Origin of the sequence: Listeria sp. SHR_NRA_18 (genome assembly GCF_003856515.1) — a bacterium.
GTDB lineage: Bacteria > Bacillota > Bacilli > Lactobacillales > Listeriaceae > Listeria_A > Listeria_A newyorkensis.
Window position 1 is genome coordinate 18,392 of sequence record NZ_QPKR01000011.1, and the last position, 20,855, is coordinate 39,246.

Sequence of the window (20,855 nt, forward strand, 5' to 3'; positions counted from 1 at the left end):
CATCCGCATCACACCTAAGATATCCCTTCGAATGTAACCGCTGCCATTAATAACAACTTGCAACATTACCTTGCTCATAGTAGGCCCACTAATAAGCGATTCCTTCTCTTTCAAGAAATTATCTTTCTAGTTGATGAATTTAGTATATTGCAATAAATCAATACAGTTTTCTAAAAATGTGGATTTTAACATCTGTTTTTGTGAATTTTTTTTGACTTTTTAGCTGAATTAAAGTAATCTACGCTAAAATTAATGTACCTTTAAAGTACAAGCAAGGCGGACAGACCGAGCCTACAATCATTATCGTACCAAAAAAATTGGCTGACCTTAGTCCGGTGAAACACCGTTTTTTAGGCCAGCCAGGAAATTCGATTAAATTAGGGTCCAAATTTTGGGATTCAATGCAATTCGGTTGCTTCTTTCTATCTTATACCACGACTTCTTCTACCCACATCAAATCGTCCAAGAAATAAACTAAATCCTCCGCTAAAATATCTTTCTCGCAGTCCGTTGTAATATCGTGACCCGAGCCCGCATAAAAGCAAAGTTGCTTATCATCCGAGTGAATATTTTTGAAAATATAGTTCGCGTCGTCTGGCGCAATTTCTTCATCCTGACAACCTTGGCCAATCATCGTTGGCACTTCAATGCGTTCAATATCGCTCGCCACTGCCTTGTAAAAAGCAGAACGCGCGTCAGTCATTGTTTTTATCTCAGGTGCATAATTAGCAAGCATTACTTGTGCTTCCTCATCTGCAATACCTTCTCTACTCATGCTCTTTAATAGATACTTCTCCACTGGAATATATCGCATTTTACGGTTCACGTTCGCACATAATGGAGCGATTGCTTTCGGATTAAATGTTTCCGCCATTTTCAGAGCAAAAACACCACCCATTGCAGCGCCTACTATTGCTATTTCGTGATATCCTTGGTCCTGCAAGTGTTTATAACCAGCTTTCGCATCCTCGTACCACATATCTGGTGTGGTTTTCAGGAAAATTGCCGGTTCCTCGCCGTGACCGCGATAATTTGGTGCATACACTGTATAACCATTCTCTGCTAGATATTCACCTAATTCTCTAACATCCTCTGTCGTTCCTGCAAATCCATGCAGTAATAGAACAGCACGACTGCCTGCTTTTAAAAGAAAGCTACGATCCGTACTCATGATTAATTGCACTCCTCCATCTTCCTTAACTTGCCCTCATTGTACGCCATATTTGCGCCAATTGCCAACTTTTGATTCGAGCCCCGAAAACCCTTGGTATCAAAGGATTCAGCACCGTTCACAATCTCTGTTTTTTTGGTAAGTAATTTATACAATAGACATATGATAACGCCAAACGGAGGAACTGTCAATCTAATTCTCACATAATCCATCGAAAAACACCATTTAGCTACTTTATCCCTACATTTACGTCACATCTTCGTCAAAAAAGGAGGCAATAACCTGGTGCAACTCGCGCGGTTTCTGCCGAGTCAAAAAATGCGTACCATGATGAATAACCATCATCTCCCCGCGCTGAACCAAACGCACCATTTTCTGCGTGTCCGCCTTTGAAATCACATCATACTCCCCGATAATCGCCAACATCGGAGCTGAAATCCTCGCCAAATCCCTTTCTTTAATATGCGGATGAAAAATCATCAATCCCATCTGCGCCTTGATACGCCTAAAAAAGAAGCTAAACGGCGCCAAAAGAATTGAAAATAAATAACCGACAAAAGTAAAAATATTAGCCCACCATTTAATCTGACTCGTGTCATAATTCGTCCCAATCACAACCATCTGCACCTGCCGATTTGGCTGATACATCGCCATTTCCAACGCAATAATTCCACCATCACTATACCCAATCACGCGATACCTATTAATTTTCAAATAATCTAATAAACATAAAATATCCAACGCCATAATCTGAAAATCCAGCGGTCGAAAACCCAATTCCGACTTCCCATGTCCACGCGAATCCACCGCAATCACTTGATATTTTTTTCGAAAAAAGTCGATTTGGCGCTTCATTGCACCATGGCTCTGCCCATTTCCATGCAACAAAACAAGCGGCTCGCCTCTGCCATAAATATGATAAGAAAGGTCAATTCCATTCACATGTACTTTCATCGCTATCACCAAACCTTTTAACACCGAAGTCTTAGTAAAGCAATTATAGCAGAAAAAACACATTTTCCATACGACTAGGAACTGACATTTTGCAATACAAAAAGCACCCCATAATTTCTGGAGTGCTTCGTTTCATTTAGCGATTATTTTTTCAAGTTGTAGAAAGTATCGTCGCCGTGATATTGAGCTAGGTTACCTAGGTTATCTTCAATACGTAGCAATTGGTTGTATTTAGCAACACGGTCTGTACGAGTTGGAGCACCTGTTTTGATTTGTCCAGCGTTTGTTGCAACAGCGATATCAGCGATTGTGCTGTCTTCTGTTTCACCTGAACGATGGGAAATAACTGCTGTGTAACCAGCGCGTTTAGCCATTTCGATAGCGTCTAATGTTTCAGTAAGCGTACCGATTTGGTTTACTTTGATAAGGATTGAGTTAGCGATGCCATTGTCAATTCCTTCTTTTAGTTTCTTCGTGTTTGTAACGAACAAGTCATCACCAACTAATTGTACGCGATCGCCAAGGCGTTCAGTCAACAGTTTGTGACCTTTCCAGTCGTTTTCGTCTAAACCATCTTCAATAGAGATGATTGGGTATTTGTTAACTAACTCTTCGTACCAAGCAACCATTTCTTCTGAAGTACGCGTTACGCCTTCACCTTTAAGTTCATAGTTACCAGTTTCGCGGTTATAGAACTCAGAAGATGCTGCGTCCATTGCCAATTTAACTTGTTCGCCTGGCGTATAACCAGCTTTTTTGATTGCTTCGATGATTGTTTCTAATGCTTCTTCATTAGATTTAAGGTCAGGAGCGAATCCACCTTCATCACCAACACCAGTGTTAAGCCCTTTGCCTTTAAGAACTGTTTTAAGGTTATGCAAAATTTCAGTACCCATACGTAATGCTTCAGAGAAAGTTTTAGCTCCAACTGGCATAACCATGAATTCTTGAATGTCAACGTTATTGTCAGCATGTTCGCCGCCATTAACGATGTTCATCATTGGAACTGGTAATACTTTCGCGTTTACGCCGCCAATGTATTCGTATAACTCAAGGCCTAATTCTTCTGCTGCTGCACGAGCTGCTGCTAAAGAAACACCTAAAATTGCGTTAGCGCCTAATTTACCTTTGTTTTCAGTACCGTCAAGCTCGATCATTGCTTGGTCTAAACCGATTTGGTCTGTTACGTCAAAACCGATAATTTTGTCTGCAATAATGTCATTTACGTTTTCAACTGCTTTCAAAACACCTTTACCCATGTAACGGCTTGAATCGTTGTCGCGTAATTCTACTGCTTCATATTCACCAGTAGATGCACCACTTGGAACTAATGCGCGACCGAATGCGCCAGTTTCTGTGTAAACTTCTACCTCGATAGTTGGGTTACCACGGGAATCAAGAACTTCGCGTGCGTATACTTCAGTAATAATAGACATAATTTATACTCTCCTCTAAAAATGAATTTTTGTAAGGAAGTGACCGAATTACCGGTTGCTTACCTTCTTATTTTAGCCTTGTTTGGTCGAAAACGCAAAGCAAGACCTTGTTTATTTTTGAATTAAACTTTCGCCAGTCATTTCTGCTGGTTTTTTCACGCCTAAAAGATCAAGCATTGTTGGGGCTACATCGGCTAAACGACCGCCTTCACGCAATGTTACGCCTGGCTTTGTTACGATTACTGGAACCGGAACTGTCGTATGCGCTGTATGTGGCTTGCCTTCTGGTGTTGTCATCGTTTCGGAATTACCGTGATCGGCGAAAATAATCGCAGAACCGCCTTTTTCCAAAATAGCATCGACAACGCGCCCAAGGTTCTCATCCACTGCTTCAATCGCTTTAATCGTTGGTTCAACCATGCCTGAGTGCCCTACCATATCAGGATTCGCAAAGTTTAAGATAATCGCGTCATGTTTATCATTCTCGATATCTGCTACTAGCGCGTCCGTTACTTCATAGGCGCTCATTTCAGGTTTCAAATCGTACGTTTCCACTTTCGGCGAATCGATTAGAATCCGGCTTTCACCAGGAAACTCTTCGTTACGTCCACCGTTCATGAAGAAAGTAACGTGAGGATATTTCTCTGTTTCAGCAATACGCAACTGCGATAAGCCTTCATTAGATAAAACTTCCCCGATCACATTCGTCATTGGCATCGGCGCAAAAGCAACTTCTGCGATAATACTCGGATTGTAAAGTGTCATCGTTACGAATTTGATGTTTTTCGGATGTGTTTCACCACGGTCAAAATGTTCCCATTCTGTATCCGTGAACGCATTCGAAAGTTGGATCGCGCGGTCAGGACGGAAGTTGAAGAAAATAACAGCGTCGTTATCTTTCACTGTTGCAACCGGTTTACCATCTTTCGCTACAACAGCAGGAACAACGAACTCGTCATTTTTGCCATCTGCGTAAGAAGCTTCGACCAATTTCACAGGATCTTCAAATTGCGCGCCTTCACCTTTAACAATCGTGTTATAGGCTTTTTCGACACGTTCCCAGCGCTTATCACGATCCATCGCGTAGAAACGTCCAGAAACCGTTGCAATTTCGCCATAGTTAAGATCAGCAATAGCTTTTTGTAACGTCTCTAAATATCCTACTGCGGATTGTGGTGCCACGTCACGCCCATCAAGGAAAGCATGGATGTAGACGTTTTTCACGCCTTCTTGCTTCGCTGTTTCAAGCAAGGCTACTAAATGGTTGATGTGACTGTGCACGCCGCCATCTGATAACAAGCCGAACAAGTGAAGGTCAGAATTGTTCGTTTTAGTGTGCGTGAAAGCATTGTTTAACGCTTCGTTTTTCGCGAATTCGCCTTCTTCAATGGCTTTATCAATACGCGTCAAACTTTGGTAAACAATACGTCCAGCGCCGATATTTGTATGTCCCACTTCTGAGTTACCCATTTGGCCTTCTGGAAGACCGACATCGAGTCCGGCTGCTTTCAGTTGTCCATGTGGGAATTTTGCCCAGTAGCGGTCAAAGTTAGGTTTATTAGCTAAAGCAACAGCATTCCCAACTGTTTCGTTACGTAAACCGAAACCATCAAGAATGATGATAGCTACAGGTGATTTTGCCATTTATTTCACTGCCTCCAATAAAGCTAAGAATGATGCTGGCTCAAGACTCGCGCCACCAACTAAAGCTCCATCAATGTCGGATTGTGCCACATATTCAGCAATATTTTCAGGTTTTACACTACCGCCGTATTGAATACGAACAGCGTCTGCCGCTTCTTTAGAAACAACTTCTGCAACGGTTTGACGAACAACAGCACATGTGTCGTTAGCGTCTTTACTTGTAGAAGATTTACCAGTTCCGATTGCCCAGATTGGCTCATAAGCAATAACAGATTTAGCAACTTGCTCTTCCGTCAAGCCTTTAAGCGCTGCACGGATTTGTCCACTAACCCATTCGTTCGTTTGGCCAGCTTCGCGTTGTTCCAATGTTTCACCACAGCAAATGATTGGCGTCATGCCGTGTTTGAAGATTGCGTGTGCTTTTTTGTTGATATCTTCGTCTGTTTCGTGGAAATACTCACGACGTTCAGAATGTCCGATAACAACGTAAGAAACGCCTAGATCAGCGACTGCAAACGGGCTGATTTCGCCTGTGAAAGCACCTTCGTCTTCGAAATAAGTATTTTGCGCTGCGATTCTAAGATCAGTCCCCTCAGTTAGGCCAACTAATTCTTTTAAAAATAGAGCTGGTGCTGCGATGACAGAATCCACAACATCGTTACTTGGAACTTTATTCTTAACGTCCTCAGCAAATTGTCCAGCTTTCGCCGCCGTTTTGTTCATTTTCCAGTTTCCTGCAATGATAGGTTTACGCATAATTTATTCCACCTTCCTCTTCAGCGCGCCGACAAACGCTCATCTTTGTCGTTAAACCTTCCGTTCCGATGCTCACATACCCAAGTATGCTCCACTTCAGTACTCAGCTTTGCCTAAAATCTAAGCATTTGTCGACACGCTGAGGTTCACAGGTTCTATCTTGCTCTGCGAAATACGAATGGCTCACAATTTCAGTCCTTATTTATCGCTAATTGATTCAACGCCTGGTAGTTTTTTGCCTTCTAGGTATTCTAGAGAAGCGCCGCCACCAGTTGAAATGTGTGTGAATTTGTCAGCGTAACCTAGGTCCATCGCTGCAGCTGCACTATCGCCACCGCCGATGATTGTAGTTGCGCCTTCAAGATTCGCGATTGCTTCACAAACGCCGATTGTTCCTTTAGCAAAGTTGCTCATTTCGAATACGCCCATAGGACCGTTCCAAACAACTGTTTTCGCGCCTTGCAATTCTTTTGTGAAAAGTTCCACTGTTGCAGGACCGATATCCAAACCTTCTTCGTCAGCTGGAATGTGGTTTGAGTCAACCGTGTGGAATGGTGCGTCATTGCTGAATTCATGAGAAACAACATTGTCGATTGGAAGTACTAATTTGTCGCCTGCTTTTTCAAGTAAGCTCTTCGCAAGATCGATTTTGTCTTTTTCTAAAAGGGAAATGCCAACTTCTTTACCTTGCGCTACAAAGAATGTATACGCCATTCCGCCACCGATAAGTAATTTGTCTGCTTTTTCGATTAAGTTCTCGATAACGCCGATTTTGTCGGAAACTTTCGCGCCACCAAGGATTGCAACTAGTGGACGTGATGGGTTATCCACAACGCCACCGATGAATTTGATTTCTTTTTCCATTAGGAAGCCTGCCGCTGAGTCTAAGTTAGAAGCGATTCCAACGTTAGAAGCATGCGCACGGTGGGCTGTACCAAATGCATCATTTACAAAAACATCACCTAGAGAAGCCCAATACTTGCCTAGTTCAGGATCATTTTTGCTTTCTTTTTTACCGTCAACATCTTCAAAACGCGTATTTTCGAAAAGGATCACGTCGCCGTCTTTCATTTCGTTAATTGCGCCTTCAAGTTCTGGTCCACGAGTTACAGGTACGAATTTGACTTCTTTACCTAATAATTCGCTCAAACGTTCAGCAACTGGGCGAAGAGATTTGTCCGCTTTGTCTTCTTCTGTCTTCACTTTACCTAAGTGAGAGAAAAGAATTGCTTTCCCGTTTTGTTCAAGGATATATTGAATCGTTGGAAGTGCCGCTACGATACGATTATCATTGGTAATTTTACCGTCTTTCATTGGAACGTTAAAATCAACACGTACTAGAACTTTTTTGTCGTTTAAGTCTAAATCGGTCACAACTTTTTTAGCCATAATACTTTTCCTCCATACTTTTCAAATAAAAAGCGGAAACAAAAGACCTGTTCCCGCTTATTTGTTTATTATTTAGTTCTTAGCAATCTTATTTAGCAATTTTAGCGAAATATTCAAGTGTACGAACTAATTGTGCAGTGTAAGACATTTCGTTGTCATACCAAGCAACAGTTTTCACTAGTTGTTTGCCGCCAACTGAAAGGACTTTAGTTTGTGTTTCGTCGAATAAAGAACCGAAAGTAATTCCAGCGATATCAGAAGAAACGATTGGATCGTTAGTGTAACCGAATGTATCTGCATCACTTGCAGCTTCCATTGCAGCGTTCACTTCTTCAACAGTAACTTCTTTCTTAAGAACAGTTACTAATTCAGTTAATGAACCTGTTGCAACTGGAACACGTTGAGCAGCACCGTCTAATTTACCAACAAGTGATGGTAATACAAGACCGATTGCTTTAGCAGCACCAGTCGTGTTAGGAGTGATGTTTTCTGCTGCAGCGCGCGCACGACGGAAGTCTCCACCTGGGTGAGGACCATCAAGTGTCATTTGGTCGCCTGTGTAAGCGTGAATTGTAGTCATAAGACCTTGTTCAATACCAAATTGTTTTTCTAATACGTTAGCCATTGGAGCAAGACAGTTAGTAGTACATGAAGCACCAGAGATAACTGTTTCTGTTCCATCTAAAGTATCATGGTTTACATTGTAAACGATTGTTTTCATGTCGCCAGATGCAGGAGCTGAGATAACAACTTTTTTAGCACCAGCTTTGATGTGTAGTTCAGCTTTTTCTTTCGCAGTGAAGAAACCAGTACACTCAAGAACGATATCTACACCAAGTTCGCCCCATGGTAATTCCTCAGGGTTACGGTTAGCTAAAACTTTAACTTCTTTGCCGTTCACGTTGAAATAACCATCATGTACTTCAACATCGCCATCAAAACGACCTTGAGTAGTATCATATTTCAACAGGTGAGCTAACATTTTAGCGTCTGTTAAGTCATTGATTGCAACAACTTCAATACCTTCCACATTTTGAATACGACGGAATGCTAGACGTCCGATACGTCCAAAACCATTAATACCAACTTTAACTGTCATAAGTCAATTTCCTCCTTGAAAATAATGAAATTTTTTATTTCAAAAGGGTGTTTTCCCCTTTTAAAAGCATCGTTGCGGCTCCTTCGTCTGTTACTAAAATCGTATGTGCCGGAGCGGTTTTCATATACGATTTGATTGCTTTGGCTTTCGAAGTGCCTCCTGCTAGCGCAATAATATTCGGTATGCGAGGTAGGTCTTCAAATTGTAAACCAAATGTTGGAACTTTGTACACGACTTCTCCTTGCTCATTGAAGTAATAGCCAAATGCTTCTCCCACGGCTTGTCTTTCCGTGATTTTCTGCATCGTTTCGGCGTTCGTGTGCCGGCGCTGTGCCATCGTCATCGCGTCGCCAATGCCATGTAATATCGCATTCGCAGATTGAACGAGTCGCAGTCCTTCTTGAATTGCAGGCTCTTTCATCAATGATTGATATGCTTCTTCGCCAAGCTGTTCCGGTACATAAAACATACGGTGTTTGCCGTTCGTCTTCGTTGCCATCCTGTCACAAATCGTGTTCGCTTGATTATTGAGATCCTCACCAAGCCCACCACGTCCCGGGACAAAAAGTAGTTCGCGTCCATTTGAAAAATCAGGTGTCATCATTTCGGCTAGCGTCGCCATGGTAGAACCACCCATCACGGCAATCGTATTCTTCTTCTCCGTGAGCGATATATCCAACTGTTCGAGTGCCACACGTCCCATTTCTTCCAGGACCCACGGCGTCACATCACTATCACCTTGAACAACAAAACAAGCTTTGATCTTTAATTTCTCGCGGAGTCGATCTTCCATTGTATGTATTCCCGTCAATTGATTCATAACGGATTCTAATTCGCGAAATACGACCAGACCATCCTTCGTCACTGTCATCCCAGCAGGAGCAATGCCAATCAACCCTTGTGCTTTCAAAAATTCAACCTCACCGCGTAGCACCCGCTCACTCATACCCAACATCTGGGCAAGTGTCCGTCTACCAACCGGTTCCGCAAAATAAATCGAACGCAAGATTTGATAGCGCTTCTGCATTACTAGAAGCATGTCGGGTAACAATTTCTTTTGAATGTTAATAATATCTGACATTTCAAAGTCTCCTAACCATCTTGGACTCTTCTTGACCCGCTTAGTCATAAGATGTCCCGATAAAACTAAAAAAACAAGAGAACTAAGTCTTTGCTAGTAAACTATTGTGACCATCGCTCGTTAAAATGCAACGCCAGTCATCTTTTCGTTTCTAAACTAACCCATCTCTTCTCGTAAATCGCCTGCCATAAAGCAAGTAGCTATTTCATTACCCTACAACAACCATTCTACCAGTGATTAGGTCAAAATTCAAGCATTAAGCTATCATTTAAAGAAAAATTCATGATTCATGAACACTGTGTTCCTACTATATAATAAGCACACACTACCATATTCCACGGAATGACTATGTTAAAACATGAACAATTCAAATCAAGAAGAAAACCTCTCGCCGCATGACAAGAGGTCAAACAAATCTTTTCCGTTTCGATGAAGATGGAATATTCAACTCACCGCGATATTTCGCAATCGCCCGGCGCGAAACTTGAATACTTTGATCATCCAGCATCTCCACAATTTTTTGATCAGAAAGTGGTTTTAGCTTATTTTCTTCGTTCACAAATTGTTGGATTAGCTTCTTAATGCTTTGACTTGAAACATCACCCGCATCCGATTCTTCGCTCGCTTTTTTCGTCAGGCTCGATGAAAAGAAATACTTCAACTCGTATACACCTTGCACCGTCTCCATATATTTCCCATTCACCGCCCGGCTCACCGTCGATTCATGGACATCAATTTCCTCCGCGATTTCCTTTAAAGTCAATGGCTGCAAATGCTTTCCCTCATGCAAAAAGAATTCCCGCTGATGCCTCACAATCGCCTCACCAACACGACCAATCGTACTTTCCCGCTGCTCCAAACCCTTCTTCAACCAGTCAAATTCGCCAGCCTTCTCCTTCAAAAAAGCCGCCACATCTTTTTCTTGCGTCGCCTGCATCATCTTGAAGTAACCCTCTTGAAACTTCATCCGCGGCAAAAATTGCTTAGCTACCTTGACCCGCAGCTCATCCCCATCCCGCTGCAACACAAGATCTGGCACAACATATTGTACCCGTTCCGATTCAAATTCCGCACCAGGTTTTGGATTGAGCGTAATGATGAAATCCGAAATCGCCTGAATGTCCACCATCTCAATACCCAAGCCATCCGCAATCTTTTTCCAGCGCTTGTTCGCAAAGTCCTCGAAATAATCCCGAATTAGCTCGTAAGCCTTATCTGGCGCTCTTTCATGCCTCTGGATTTGCAGTAAAATACATTCCTTCGCATCACGCGCGCCGACCCCCGCAGGCTCAAACCCCTGCAACGTCTCCAGCATTTCCAGCACATCGCCCTCAGAAATAAGCAACGCCGAAGCTACAACATCCAGCTCCGTCTGCAAATAGCCATTTTTATCAAGGCTTTCAATCAAAAACAATAACGCCAACTTCTGCTGACTCGTCATATCTAAAAATTGCATCTGCTCCTTCAAAGCATCGGAAAGCGTCATCGTCGTATCCGCAATTTGCTCCAGCCAATCCGTATCATCCGCTCCCGCAAGATTATCTTTTTTGCGCGTCGTCGTTATTGTATAATCAGGAGCCGTATCCACACCCGGAATCACCTCAATCAAAGGATTCTCCAGTGCCTTATCTTCCAGAAAAGCCGTCAAATCTTCCATATTAAACTGCAACATCGCGATAGATTGCGACAACTGTTGTGTCATCATCAACTTCATCGATTGCGTCTGCTGCTGCTTCTGGACAAAATTGGACTCTAATCTCATGAGATAACTCCTCCTATTTCATACTCGTCCTCTCTATTATAACACGTCCCCTCCAAGTCGATAAGCCCTAAATCAAAAACACCTCCCAATCATGCTGGGAGGCGCATCGTCCTATTTCGGCAAATGCTCCAAAAAATTATCGTAGCAAAAGCCCTTAATTTCCTGTTCCGTAAAATGCTTTCGAAGCTCCGCGATAAAAGCCGGATATTTGGAGCAATCCTCCAAGCCCTCAATATGATACGGAATACCATCAAAATCAGAGCCAAAGCCAATATTTTTAACACCGCCAAGATCGCAAATATGTTTGATATGAGCAATTAAATCTTCCATATAAACCGTGTCCGCCGTCTCCTTCACAAAAAGTGGATAGAAAACCAGGTGAATCATCGCGTCTTTTTCAAGTAATGCCTTGATTTGTTCGTCCGTCAAATTACGGGGGTGGGGGCAAATCGCTTTGGCATTAGAATGGCTAGCAATCGGGTAATCCGCGAGTTCCATCACGTCCCAGAATGCCTTCTCACTCAAATGCGACACGTCCGTGAACACTTTCCGGTCATTCAGCCGCGCCACAATCGCCTTTCCGAAATCCGTCAAACCAGCGCCACGAGACTCCTCAATCCCATCCGCCGCCAAATTCGCGTTATTCCAAGTCAAACCGACCGAAAGCACCCCATAATCAAGCATTTGATCCAATTTGCGCAAGTCCGTCCCAATCGGCTCCACACTCTCCAAAGTCAGGAACGCCGCGATTTTCTCCTCCGGCACACGAGCAACATCGGACCACTGTCTGAGCGGCTTAATCACACCATTTCGATGCAAAACATGCTGCTTATAAATATTCACTTGCTCAATCGCTTTCTTCCATTTCTGTTCGACAGGTGTCGTCGGTTCTAGAAAAATCGCAAAAGCCTGCATTTTAATACCGCCCGCAATCATTTTTTCAAAATTCACGTCCAACTGCTCCGAATCCTGAAACGTCACTTTCCCAGCACCCGCCTGCAGCTTATAAAGCGCGTCACAATGCATATCCACGATGTTCATCATTACACCCACCCCCATTTAATATCTCTATTATATACTTTTTGAGGTGGGAAACAAGCGTTATTTGATCAACGTTCTTTATTATGCCCTTTCCCCGGCCAAAATGACCACTTTCCAAGCAGCATCGTTATCGCTGGGACTAAGAATGGACGGACAATGAAAGTATCCAATAAGACACCAATCGCCGTTATTAAGCCAAATTGGACGAGCAATTGAATCGGTAAGGTTGTCAAAACAGCGAACGTTCCTGCTAAAATAATACCCGCTGATGTGATAACGCCACCCGTTTGTCCCACGCCTTCTGTAATCGCCTCACGTAACGGCAATTCCCGACTTTTTTTCCAGATGCTTGAAATCATGAAAATGTTGTAATCCTCGCCGAGCGCTACGATAAAGACGAACGCGTAAATCGGGATCAAACCAGCGATTGCCTCGACGCCCATCACGTAATGAATGATAAGCCAGCCCAGTCCAAGTGCACTGAAGAACGAAAGCAGAACCGTCGCCACAAGGTATATCATCGCTGTCACCGAACGCAAGTAAACGAGTAGTAGCAACGCAATCAAGCCGATAACAAGTGGAATAATCAACGCCTCATCCTGTTTCGTCACAGCGCGCGAATCGTATTGTGTCGCCGTTTGTCCAGCAATCCAAACATTGTCTTTTGAAATCCCAGCATCACTCAGCGTTGTTTTTGCCGTATCGCGAATATCCGGAATCACGTCCATCGCCTCGTTGCTATACGGGTTATCCGCCAGCTCAATCGTGTACATCACATAATCCGGATTTTTCGTGCTCGGAATACCCACAGACACATTCGCAACGCCATCCTCTTTCTCCAAATTAGTCCGCAGATCCGTCTTCTCGCCATCCGTTTTCACAATCAAGTTCACCGGCGCTAATTGCCCCGCACCAAAATGATCACTAATCAGCGTAAAACCTTCACGCGACGGCATATCTTTCGGGAATGTCGAAAGCGTGTCATACGTATACTTCACCTGCGTCGCAAAAATCGCACAACCACCCAAAATCAAAATCGTAATCACAAACGTTTTAATCGGATGTTGCGCTGACATTTCACCAACACGGTGCCAAAAACGGTTTTCGCGATGAGGTTTCACCGTTTTGCTCTTTTTAGCAGCATGCGCTTTTGCCATTTCCTCTGTGCGCGGAACGAACGGCCAGAACGAAATCCGTCCAAAAATACCGAGTAGCGCTGGAACGAGCGTCAACGAAGAAATCATCATAATCAAGATCGACAAGCTAAACGGAACCGCAAAATTATGAATCGAACCATATTTTGCAACAAGTAAAATAAGTAACGCCGCCATCACCGTGAAGCCACTAAGCGCAATCGCGCCCGCCGTATTACTAAACGCCTTTTTGAAAGCCGTATAGCGATTTTCATCATGATGCAACTGACTGCGGAATCTCGCAATCAAGAACAAACAATAATCCGTCCCAGCCCCAAACAAAAGCACCGTCATAATCGAAAGCCCCTGCGAACCGTACGTAATAATGCCCTCTTTCCCAAGCAACGCAATAATCGGCGTCACCGCCAAGTAAGCGAAACCAACCGCAATAAGCGGAATAAATGCCAAAATCGGTGAGCGATAAATCAGCAACAAGAATATCAAAACAAGCAAGACCGTCCCGATTAACAGCGACACATCCGCATCACTAAATAACTCCGTCGCATCCACGCTAATCCCCGCAGGCCCAGTCGTGCGCGCCGTCAACGTATCCTTACTACTCACCTTCTGATCAAACGGCTTATCCGCAAAAATCCCATTCGCCGTCTTTTCTAACTCCTCAAAACTTGTTTTCAGCTCATCCGAAGACGCCTTCGAATCCATCAAAACCGTCTGAATAAACGTCGTACCATCCTTCGAAACCTGCTGCTTCAAAACCGGAAGTGGCATCTTATCATACGGAACCACCGTTTTCTGATGATCCACTGGGTTTTGCTGCAACGCCTTCGAAAACTCCTGAATTTGCGCTAAATCAGTATTTGTCAGCCCCGTACTCCGAAACCACGTAATCAGAGCCGGCGTACCTTCCCCAGTCGGAAACTGCTCATCCATCACTTTTTGCGCCACGACAGAAGGCTCCGATGCCGCCAAATCCGACGCCGCATCATCCTTATAATCCGCCGATTTCGGCAAAAACACCTGCAATGCGACCACAATCAAAATCCAGACAGCAAGCGTAATCCACCGTCCACGCTTTCCACCTACCGCGTTCGCAATCTTACTAAAAATACCATGACTCATCTCAACTTCCCCCTAATTCATTTATCACTTGATCAACATTTTCGTTTATCAATCGATAAATTTTTATTTATAAAAAAAGAGACATTCCAATTATACCTCTTTTTTACAAATTCCAAACATCATAAAATCAATCAACTCGTCCAAACGGTCCGAAATAGAACCAGTACGAAACGGGCTATCACTAGCAAAAACCGGGCTAATCGTCGACAAACAATAACGCGCCGCCGTCTCACTCGTCACCCCCGGGCGTAATGTCCCATCATCTGCCATCTTTTCAAAGAGACGCTTAAACGGATCCAAATACGTCGATTGCCAAAGCTGAAACATCAAAAACTGATTTTCCTTCTTCAGTTCGTTCAATATATCATGAATCATCATCAAAATATTCGTCGGATGATTCTCAATCAACATCATTAGCATAGCCTTTAGTTGCACTTTTGGCGAATCATTTGCTTGCTCAATCGGAATCATATCCGTATGAATCTCAATCGTCAACTGCCGAACAACCTCGACATAAAGCGATTCCTTATCCTTGAAATGATGGTAAAGCCCAGGCTGCGTCATCTGGCACTGCGCCGCGATATCACGCGTAGAAACCGTTCGATAACCCTTCTCCATAAACAAATCACGAGCCGTCGTTAAGATTTTATTCCGCGTAAAAACCAATTCCTCCGCACGAGTCCGCTTCTTCATCCCGTTTCGCCTCCATCACTCATTCCTCCATCATTTTATCACGACTTCGCCAATCCGTAAACCTCACATCACAACTCCTCCCGCAACACCAAAACCGACTGCTCCTTGCGCTTCGCCTCAAACATAATATCCACATCACGCCCAGCCAATAATCCCATCAACCGCTGAAAATCCTCCAAATGAATCAAATCATGATGCGACCGATCCGTAGCCCCCGTTTTTCCAGAGCTAATATGCATTTTTGGCGTCGTTTCCCACGTTTTAAAAACATCCGTCACAATTTGCGCCACATCTGCATCCGGCTCATGATTACAAATATGATGATGAATATCAAAACAAACCGTTGCGCCCGTAGCCTCCGCAATAGCCAAAACATCATTCGCCGTATACGTCTTATCATCATTTTCCAGCCGTAAAAGCCGCTTAATATCATCCGATAAGCCTTTATATGCCTGTATAAAGCGCTCACTTGCCGTTTTCTTATCGCCATAAGCCCCACCAATATGCAAAATCATATCCGTGCCACCGACCAAATCCAACAACTGCTGATGATACGAAAGTTCCGCAATCGCCTTCTCCACAACATCCGCACGCGGCGAATTAATAATCGTGTACTGCCCAGGATGCATCGACAACCGCATCCCATGAAGCTCCCGCAGCCGACTAATCTCCTCCGTCAACGCCAAAATATCCGCATCCCGCTGCCAATCCCACGTCATAATCGGATGCGACGCAAAAGGAATCAAATCACTCGACATTCGGAAAAAATAAATCTCATGCGCAATATTCCACTCCAAAACCCGAATAACCTCCGCCAAATTATGTACCGCAATCTCCTTCACTTTTTCCAGCCCCTGCTCCTCCACCGTCCGCAACCGACACGTCCGAAACTTCGAAGGCATCGACATATTAATACACGCATATCCTAATTTCATCACTCCACCCCTTCCGCACACCATCATAGCAAAAAAGCAACCATCACACCAAGTAAAGTGGTTTTGATCGTTGCTTTCGCTATCCATCCTAATGTATAAACTCAGCCAAAATACTCGTAACCACCACCGACAAAATCGTCACCGTCGAAAAACCAGCCACAATCATTTTCGGTAATATTTCTGCCTCAATCGCCGCGATTTCTTCCTTGTTCTCACCAGCACTTTTCGCGGCCTCTTGACTCAAAATCATCGTTCCAGGAAAACCATAGAGCGTCGTGAGCCCAATCGCCATCGACATCGCCATACTATACCCAAGAAGTTTTCCCAAAACAGCCGAAAACGCGACACTTCCTGTAACCCCAATGGCAAACGCGATGCAAAGCGGACCAATCAACGCAATTAAATCGTCCACAGAAGACGTAGCGAGCGGGCCAAAAATAATGAGCAAAATCCCAATCATCATCAACCCATACGCATCGATACCAGTCAAAATATTCGGTTTTAGAACACCAAACGCACGCAGTAAAATACCAAGCAGCAACGCAATAACAAATTGATTCACAATCCCATTCGTCAAATCAGAAATAAATCCAGCAAGCATCACGACTGCACCGACCACGAACAAAGTCCCCGCCGTCGTTTGGAAAGCTTTCGGCAATATTGTTTTCGGCTCCTCCTTCACCGCTTTTTCCACAGGCTCCTTCACTTTCAATCGGCCAGCCCGATATTCTCCCTTCAAACGATTCGCCTCTTTCCGCAAAATAATCGAAGTGAGCGGATAACCAATCAACCCCTGAAAAGCCGAAATCAGCACAGCAAAAACAGCAACCAACACCAGTCCAGATGCCAGCGCGGCCTCTTGAATAATGATGACCGCGACCGTCGTACCACTAATCGCCCCAATCGCCGAAATGATGAAATTTTGATCCAAAAAGAAAGAGCCAATTGTGAAAAGGAAAACGATAATACCAAGAATCGCAGAAACACCGATAAGAACCGTTCTCCACTGCTTTTTCAGCTCATCAATACTAATCATCGTCCCAATATGAACAATTAGCATGCCAATAACCGTCTGGCCCAGCGCGAGTAAAGAAGAACTAGTCAGCAAATCTTCCGGAAACATATTCGTTTTAAACCCGACTATGAAAATAATCGCCGCCACAAGTAAAGAAGAAATAATTGATTTCGTTTTCTTAGCCACAAAATCCCCAATCGTCCAAATAAGCATGATAATCGTAAAAGCCGTAACCGGATTCATATAAATCCCCCATCTCATTAAATTATTCCAACCAATCTTCTCTCTGTATGCTTTCACTCTGTTAATTACCGAACAAACTGATAGAATGTTCTGAAATTTAAAAGTAACAATAAGTACTAATAACCAATCAAAAAGAGTAAAATAATTTACTGTCACAAGGATTGTAGCACAATTCATAGCAAATTATCAAATAAAAAAAGCCCAAAATATAGGCTAATTATGCAACATATCTTCCATCTCTCTATAAATCGTTTCTTGAACTTGTTTTGTAGCAATTCCCATAAGATGTTCTCCCGCACCAGAAAAATGAACAATATCCGCAAACCCCATCGATTTATAAAAGCTGGTTGATTTTTCATTTAGCGAATCCACAACCAACACTGGGAACTTAACATATGGAGATATATTAATACTACATATCCTGAACAAAGCATTCATCAGAGCTGATCCATATCCTTGGCCTTGATGCTCTTCTTTTATTGCAAAGTGTGTAATTTTAAAAGCTGGATAAACTCTTAATTGATTTGTAAAATATTTCGTATTGGAACGTTTAAATTTCTTAGCTAAACTCACCTCACTCGCGCATACTGTGAAGTAACCAATTAATTCGTTCCCCATCATCATAATCGTTGTGGCACTAAGCATCTCAGAATCTTGTTTCATCGCGTCTGTACGAATAAAGTCATTCAATAGATCAATCCCACATCCAAATGGTCCCACAACATTATCATGAGACACTAATCCATTAAGAGAGAAAATATCTATGTCGCCACTTTGCTGCTTCTCGTTATCCCTCATCATATTTCCATCCCTCAATGAATATTTATGTTTTTGTTTTTCTTTGCTCTTCTCATTCTTAGGACAACTTCATTCACTTTATTTAAATCAACTACTGGATTTTCAAACAATTTAACTGCATTCTTAAAATCCTTATCCGGTAGAACAATGACATCATTTTTTTTCAATGTACCTGTTACCATAGCTCATTCCTCCAAATTATATTATTAGTCTTGATAGTAAATTTAATTTTAAAATTTAATACAACGCCAAGCAATGTGCAAAACTACATAGTTCGTATAGCCTTATACCTCTAATCCTATAGTACCACAGATTAAGAAAAAACGGTACACATATATAACAAAAAGTGTCCAATTAGTTTAGCCTAATTGGACAAAGGAATTATGATTCATGTAATTAACAGCCATTAATCACATGGACACATTGGTACTACTCACTTTTAATGCCCTCGACAGGCGTAATTAATGGCTCTATATGTAGGTTTTTATGACCGTATGCCACGGATAATGCCACGAAGGACACCTAGGCTAGCACAATTAGGTGTCCTTTTTCTGTCTCATGCTCGGGATGAGAACAACGCTATTATAACATACTAATAAATTATTTTTAAATATCAAGACTCATAAAAAATATATCACATTAAATATTAAGCATCAGAAAACAAAATAAAAAAGCCCCTCAAACGAGAGGCTTTTTCAATTACTTTAGAATCCACGCATTTTCTTCAATAACTGCAAGTTCTGCGAGGTACTGCCTCTATAGGCATCGATACCATACTGATGAGCGTATTTTGAACGTGAACTGTAGTCAGACGCTTTATTTACTGATTTCAAATAATCAACCAGTGAAGTGCCTTTATATCCTGATTGCACTGGTTTAGATGGTGCCGCACCCGCTTTTAGTTTATTCAATAAAGCCGTATTCTGCGTTGCTGTCCCTGTGTAGTTCGCGATGCCGTATTTAACAGCTAGTTTCTTACGATTAGCCATGCTAGAATCAATCTTCTTGCTGTTCAAGTAATCTACAATACTCCCACCAGTTGCTTGTTTAGAGGGAGTTTGCGGTGATTTGCTCGGTGCATCCCCAAGCGTATCTGTAGCATAACCCTTATAATTGTTCTGCAAGTGTGGTTTATCCACAAAACTAGTCCAATCTCCGCCCCATTCAAATCCTAACGCCTTAGCTTTAGCAATGAATTTCTTAATATCCGCACGTCCATATTCATCCCATTTTGTTGCTGATCCTTTTGTCGGAACAAAATCAAGCGCTTGACCTACTAGGTGATAGGACTTCATCGTTTGCGATGCACCAGATTTAACGTTAGCCTCTTGTTGTGCTTTTGTTCGGATAGTCTCATAAATTAATACCTCGATGTTGTTATCCTCTGCATATTTAAATAGTGCCGTTGCTTTTGCCTTTGTATCATTCGCCAGTTTTGCAATGTTACCCCAACTTCTTTCACTGTAATGTAATTTTGTCATTATTTATCATCCTTTCTTGGTTCCGTATAATTCATAACCTGCTTACTATCAGAAAACCCAGCAGTTGTTGGGTCAACATATGTTGCAATCAAAGCTGTGATAACCCCAATAATCGCAACTGGTTTACTTAGAAACTCCACAAACGCCTGACCTAGGATTCTCCAACTATCTAAATCAGATAGTTCAAAGCCTCCTGCTGTCCACATAATAGTAGCTACCGTAACGCCAGATAATACCCATGTACGCCAGTTATTTCTTATTTTCCAGTTGATTTTCATTTGTCCTCAACTCCTATTTCTTTTTACCACATCGTGTGCATTTACCATTTTTCCATTGATGAATTCCCATATTACAAAGCATTTTACCAACTGCTGACATGCTTTCACCCCCCTCCTAGATTGTTCAAGAACACCGCTACATAAAAACTAATGACTCCTCCGATTATCGATGTAAAAAAAACGGCAATTAATGCACCTATAATAATTCGAATAAGCCACCGTTTTTTTTCTTTTGATTCTTCAATTATCTGCTCTGCTTTTTCTGCCCGCTCTCGTTCGCGATTTAGCTCTATTTCGGAAAATTTACGATCATGGATTATTACCTTTTCCAATGTTGGGGCCATACCTTTTTCTACCGCCTTTTGAATAGCAAGCGGTAATGTCATTTGAGCATCTTCTATAATATCTAACCGCTTACTATGTCGATTTAATCGTTCTAAATTAGCAGTTGACTGTTTTTCTGTTTTTTCTACTTTATTTGTAATTTGGGTCCATTCACGATTTGTAATCTTTACTTCTTGCTCCAATCCAATCACCTCATCCCATAAAAAATACACCTCTATAAGGTGCGAATTTCTTCTTGTATTTGATTGATTAAATCCCCGTTTTCAACCATTACATTTTGTTGCTCTTTTTTATCCAATACAGCAATGCCATCAACGATTTTTACAGCATCAACATTACCAATTAGTTTTTCATCCGCCATCGCTTTAAAAAAACGTTCTGGCAAATTGTCATTTCCTTCTATATCACACCACTCTTGCACATATCCATTTTCACTCAAAGACACATATACTTCTTTCATT

The 20,855-nt window shown here is 42.4% G+C and carries 20 protein-coding genes; all 20 read right to left on the minus strand.

Annotation, left to right across the window (positions count from 1 at the left end; genetic code table 11):
• Positions 1-427: 427 nt before the first annotated feature.
• The 20 genes from DUK53_RS14110 to DUK53_RS14200 all read right to left on the minus strand — a co-directional run bounded on the left by DUK53_RS14110 (position 428) and on the right by DUK53_RS14200 (position 20,854).
• The gene (locus tag DUK53_RS14110) at positions 428-1,171 is read right to left on the minus strand and encodes an alpha/beta hydrolase (protein ID WP_036130199.1); all 744 of its coding nucleotides are present in this window, start codon (positions 1,169-1,171) and stop codon (positions 428-430) included.
• Between the two features lie 246 nt (positions 1,172-1,417).
• Complete coding sequence (locus tag DUK53_RS14115; protein WP_036130194.1) at positions 1,418-2,125, minus strand: alpha/beta fold hydrolase; 708 nt, start codon at positions 2,123-2,125, stop codon at positions 1,418-1,420.
• A gap of 143 nt (positions 2,126-2,268) precedes the next feature.
• Positions 2,269-3,561 carry a phosphopyruvate hydratase gene (eno, locus tag DUK53_RS14120; protein ID WP_036090728.1) on the minus strand — a complete coding sequence of 431 codons (1,293 nt, stop codon included), beginning with the start codon at positions 3,559-3,561 and terminating at the stop codon, positions 2,269-2,271.
• Positions 3,562-3,672: 111 nt separating this feature from the next.
• Positions 3,673-5,205, minus strand: a complete 1,533-nt coding sequence (gene gpmI, locus DUK53_RS14125; protein WP_036130190.1) for a 2,3-bisphosphoglycerate-independent phosphoglycerate mutase — start codon at positions 5,203-5,205, stop codon at positions 3,673-3,675.
• Positions 5,206-5,961 carry a triose-phosphate isomerase gene (tpiA, locus tag DUK53_RS14130; protein ID WP_036130187.1) on the minus strand — a complete coding sequence of 252 codons (756 nt, stop codon included), beginning with the start codon at positions 5,959-5,961 and terminating at the stop codon, positions 5,206-5,208.
• 198 nt (positions 5,962-6,159) lie between these two features.
• Entirely contained in the window at positions 6,160-7,350 is a 1,191-nt protein-coding gene (locus DUK53_RS14135; RefSeq protein WP_036090722.1) for a phosphoglycerate kinase, read from the minus strand.
• Positions 7,351-7,438: 88 nt separating this feature from the next.
• Positions 7,439-8,449, minus strand: a complete 1,011-nt coding sequence (gap, locus tag DUK53_RS14140; RefSeq protein ID WP_036090720.1) for a type I glyceraldehyde-3-phosphate dehydrogenase — start codon at positions 8,447-8,449, stop codon at positions 7,439-7,441.
• Positions 8,450-8,483: 34 nt separating this feature from the next.
• Positions 8,484-9,530, minus strand: a complete 1,047-nt coding sequence (locus DUK53_RS14145) for a sugar-binding transcriptional regulator (RefSeq protein ID WP_036090718.1) — start codon at positions 9,528-9,530, stop codon at positions 8,484-8,486.
• Between the two features lie 406 nt (positions 9,531-9,936).
• Positions 9,937-11,292 (minus strand): RNA polymerase factor sigma-54, encoded by a 1,356-nt coding sequence (gene rpoN, locus DUK53_RS14150; protein ID WP_036090714.1) that lies wholly within the window; start codon positions 11,290-11,292, stop codon positions 9,937-9,939.
• Between the two features lie 111 nt (positions 11,293-11,403).
• Positions 11,404-12,333: a dipeptidase gene (locus tag DUK53_RS14155; RefSeq protein WP_036130232.1), complete on the minus strand. Its 930-nt coding sequence runs from the start codon at positions 12,331-12,333 to the stop codon at positions 11,404-11,406.
• Positions 12,334-12,401: 68 nt separating this feature from the next.
• Positions 12,402-14,606 (minus strand): MMPL family transporter, encoded by a 2,205-nt coding sequence (locus DUK53_RS14160; protein WP_036130186.1) that lies wholly within the window; start codon positions 14,604-14,606, stop codon positions 12,402-12,404.
• A 90-nt stretch (positions 14,607-14,696) separates the two neighbouring features.
• Positions 14,697-15,299 (minus strand): TetR/AcrR family transcriptional regulator, encoded by a 603-nt coding sequence (locus DUK53_RS14165; RefSeq protein WP_036090708.1) that lies wholly within the window; start codon positions 15,297-15,299, stop codon positions 14,697-14,699.
• 68 nt (positions 15,300-15,367) lie between these two features.
• Positions 15,368-16,234 (minus strand): UV DNA damage repair endonuclease UvsE, encoded by an 867-nt coding sequence (uvsE, locus tag DUK53_RS14170; RefSeq protein ID WP_036090706.1) that lies wholly within the window; start codon positions 16,232-16,234, stop codon positions 15,368-15,370.
• 88 nt (positions 16,235-16,322) lie between these two features.
• On the minus strand, positions 16,323-17,492 hold the full coding sequence (locus tag DUK53_RS14175) for a hypothetical protein (RefSeq protein WP_036090704.1): 1,170 nt from the start codon (positions 17,490-17,492) through the stop codon (positions 16,323-16,325).
• A gap of 213 nt (positions 17,493-17,705) precedes the next feature.
• Positions 17,706-18,290, minus strand: coding sequence for a GNAT family N-acetyltransferase (locus DUK53_RS14180; protein ID WP_161564243.1), 585 nt, complete (start codon positions 18,288-18,290; stop codon positions 17,706-17,708).
• A gap of 14 nt (positions 18,291-18,304) precedes the next feature.
• Positions 18,305-18,472 carry a hypothetical protein gene (locus DUK53_RS17545; protein ID WP_156110573.1) on the minus strand — a complete coding sequence of 56 codons (168 nt, stop codon included), beginning with the start codon at positions 18,470-18,472 and terminating at the stop codon, positions 18,305-18,307.
• Positions 18,473-18,994: 522 nt separating this feature from the next.
• Positions 18,995-19,771, minus strand: a complete 777-nt coding sequence (locus tag DUK53_RS14185; protein WP_124892822.1) for a M15 family metallopeptidase — start codon at positions 19,769-19,771, stop codon at positions 18,995-18,997.
• The gene (locus DUK53_RS14190) at positions 19,771-20,049 is read right to left on the minus strand and encodes a phage holin (RefSeq protein ID WP_124892824.1); all 279 of its coding nucleotides are present in this window, start codon (positions 20,047-20,049) and stop codon (positions 19,771-19,773) included. Before DUK53_RS14190 ends, DUK53_RS14185 begins: the two co-directional genes overlap by 1 nt.
• Before the next feature lie 104 nt (positions 20,050-20,153).
• Positions 20,154-20,576, minus strand: a complete 423-nt coding sequence (locus tag DUK53_RS14195) for a hypothetical protein (protein ID WP_124892826.1) — start codon at positions 20,574-20,576, stop codon at positions 20,154-20,156.
• A gap of 32 nt (positions 20,577-20,608) precedes the next feature.
• Complete coding sequence (locus DUK53_RS14200; RefSeq protein ID WP_124892828.1) at positions 20,609-20,854, minus strand: hypothetical protein; 246 nt, start codon at positions 20,852-20,854, stop codon at positions 20,609-20,611.
• Between the last annotated feature and the right edge of the window lies 1 nt (position 20,855).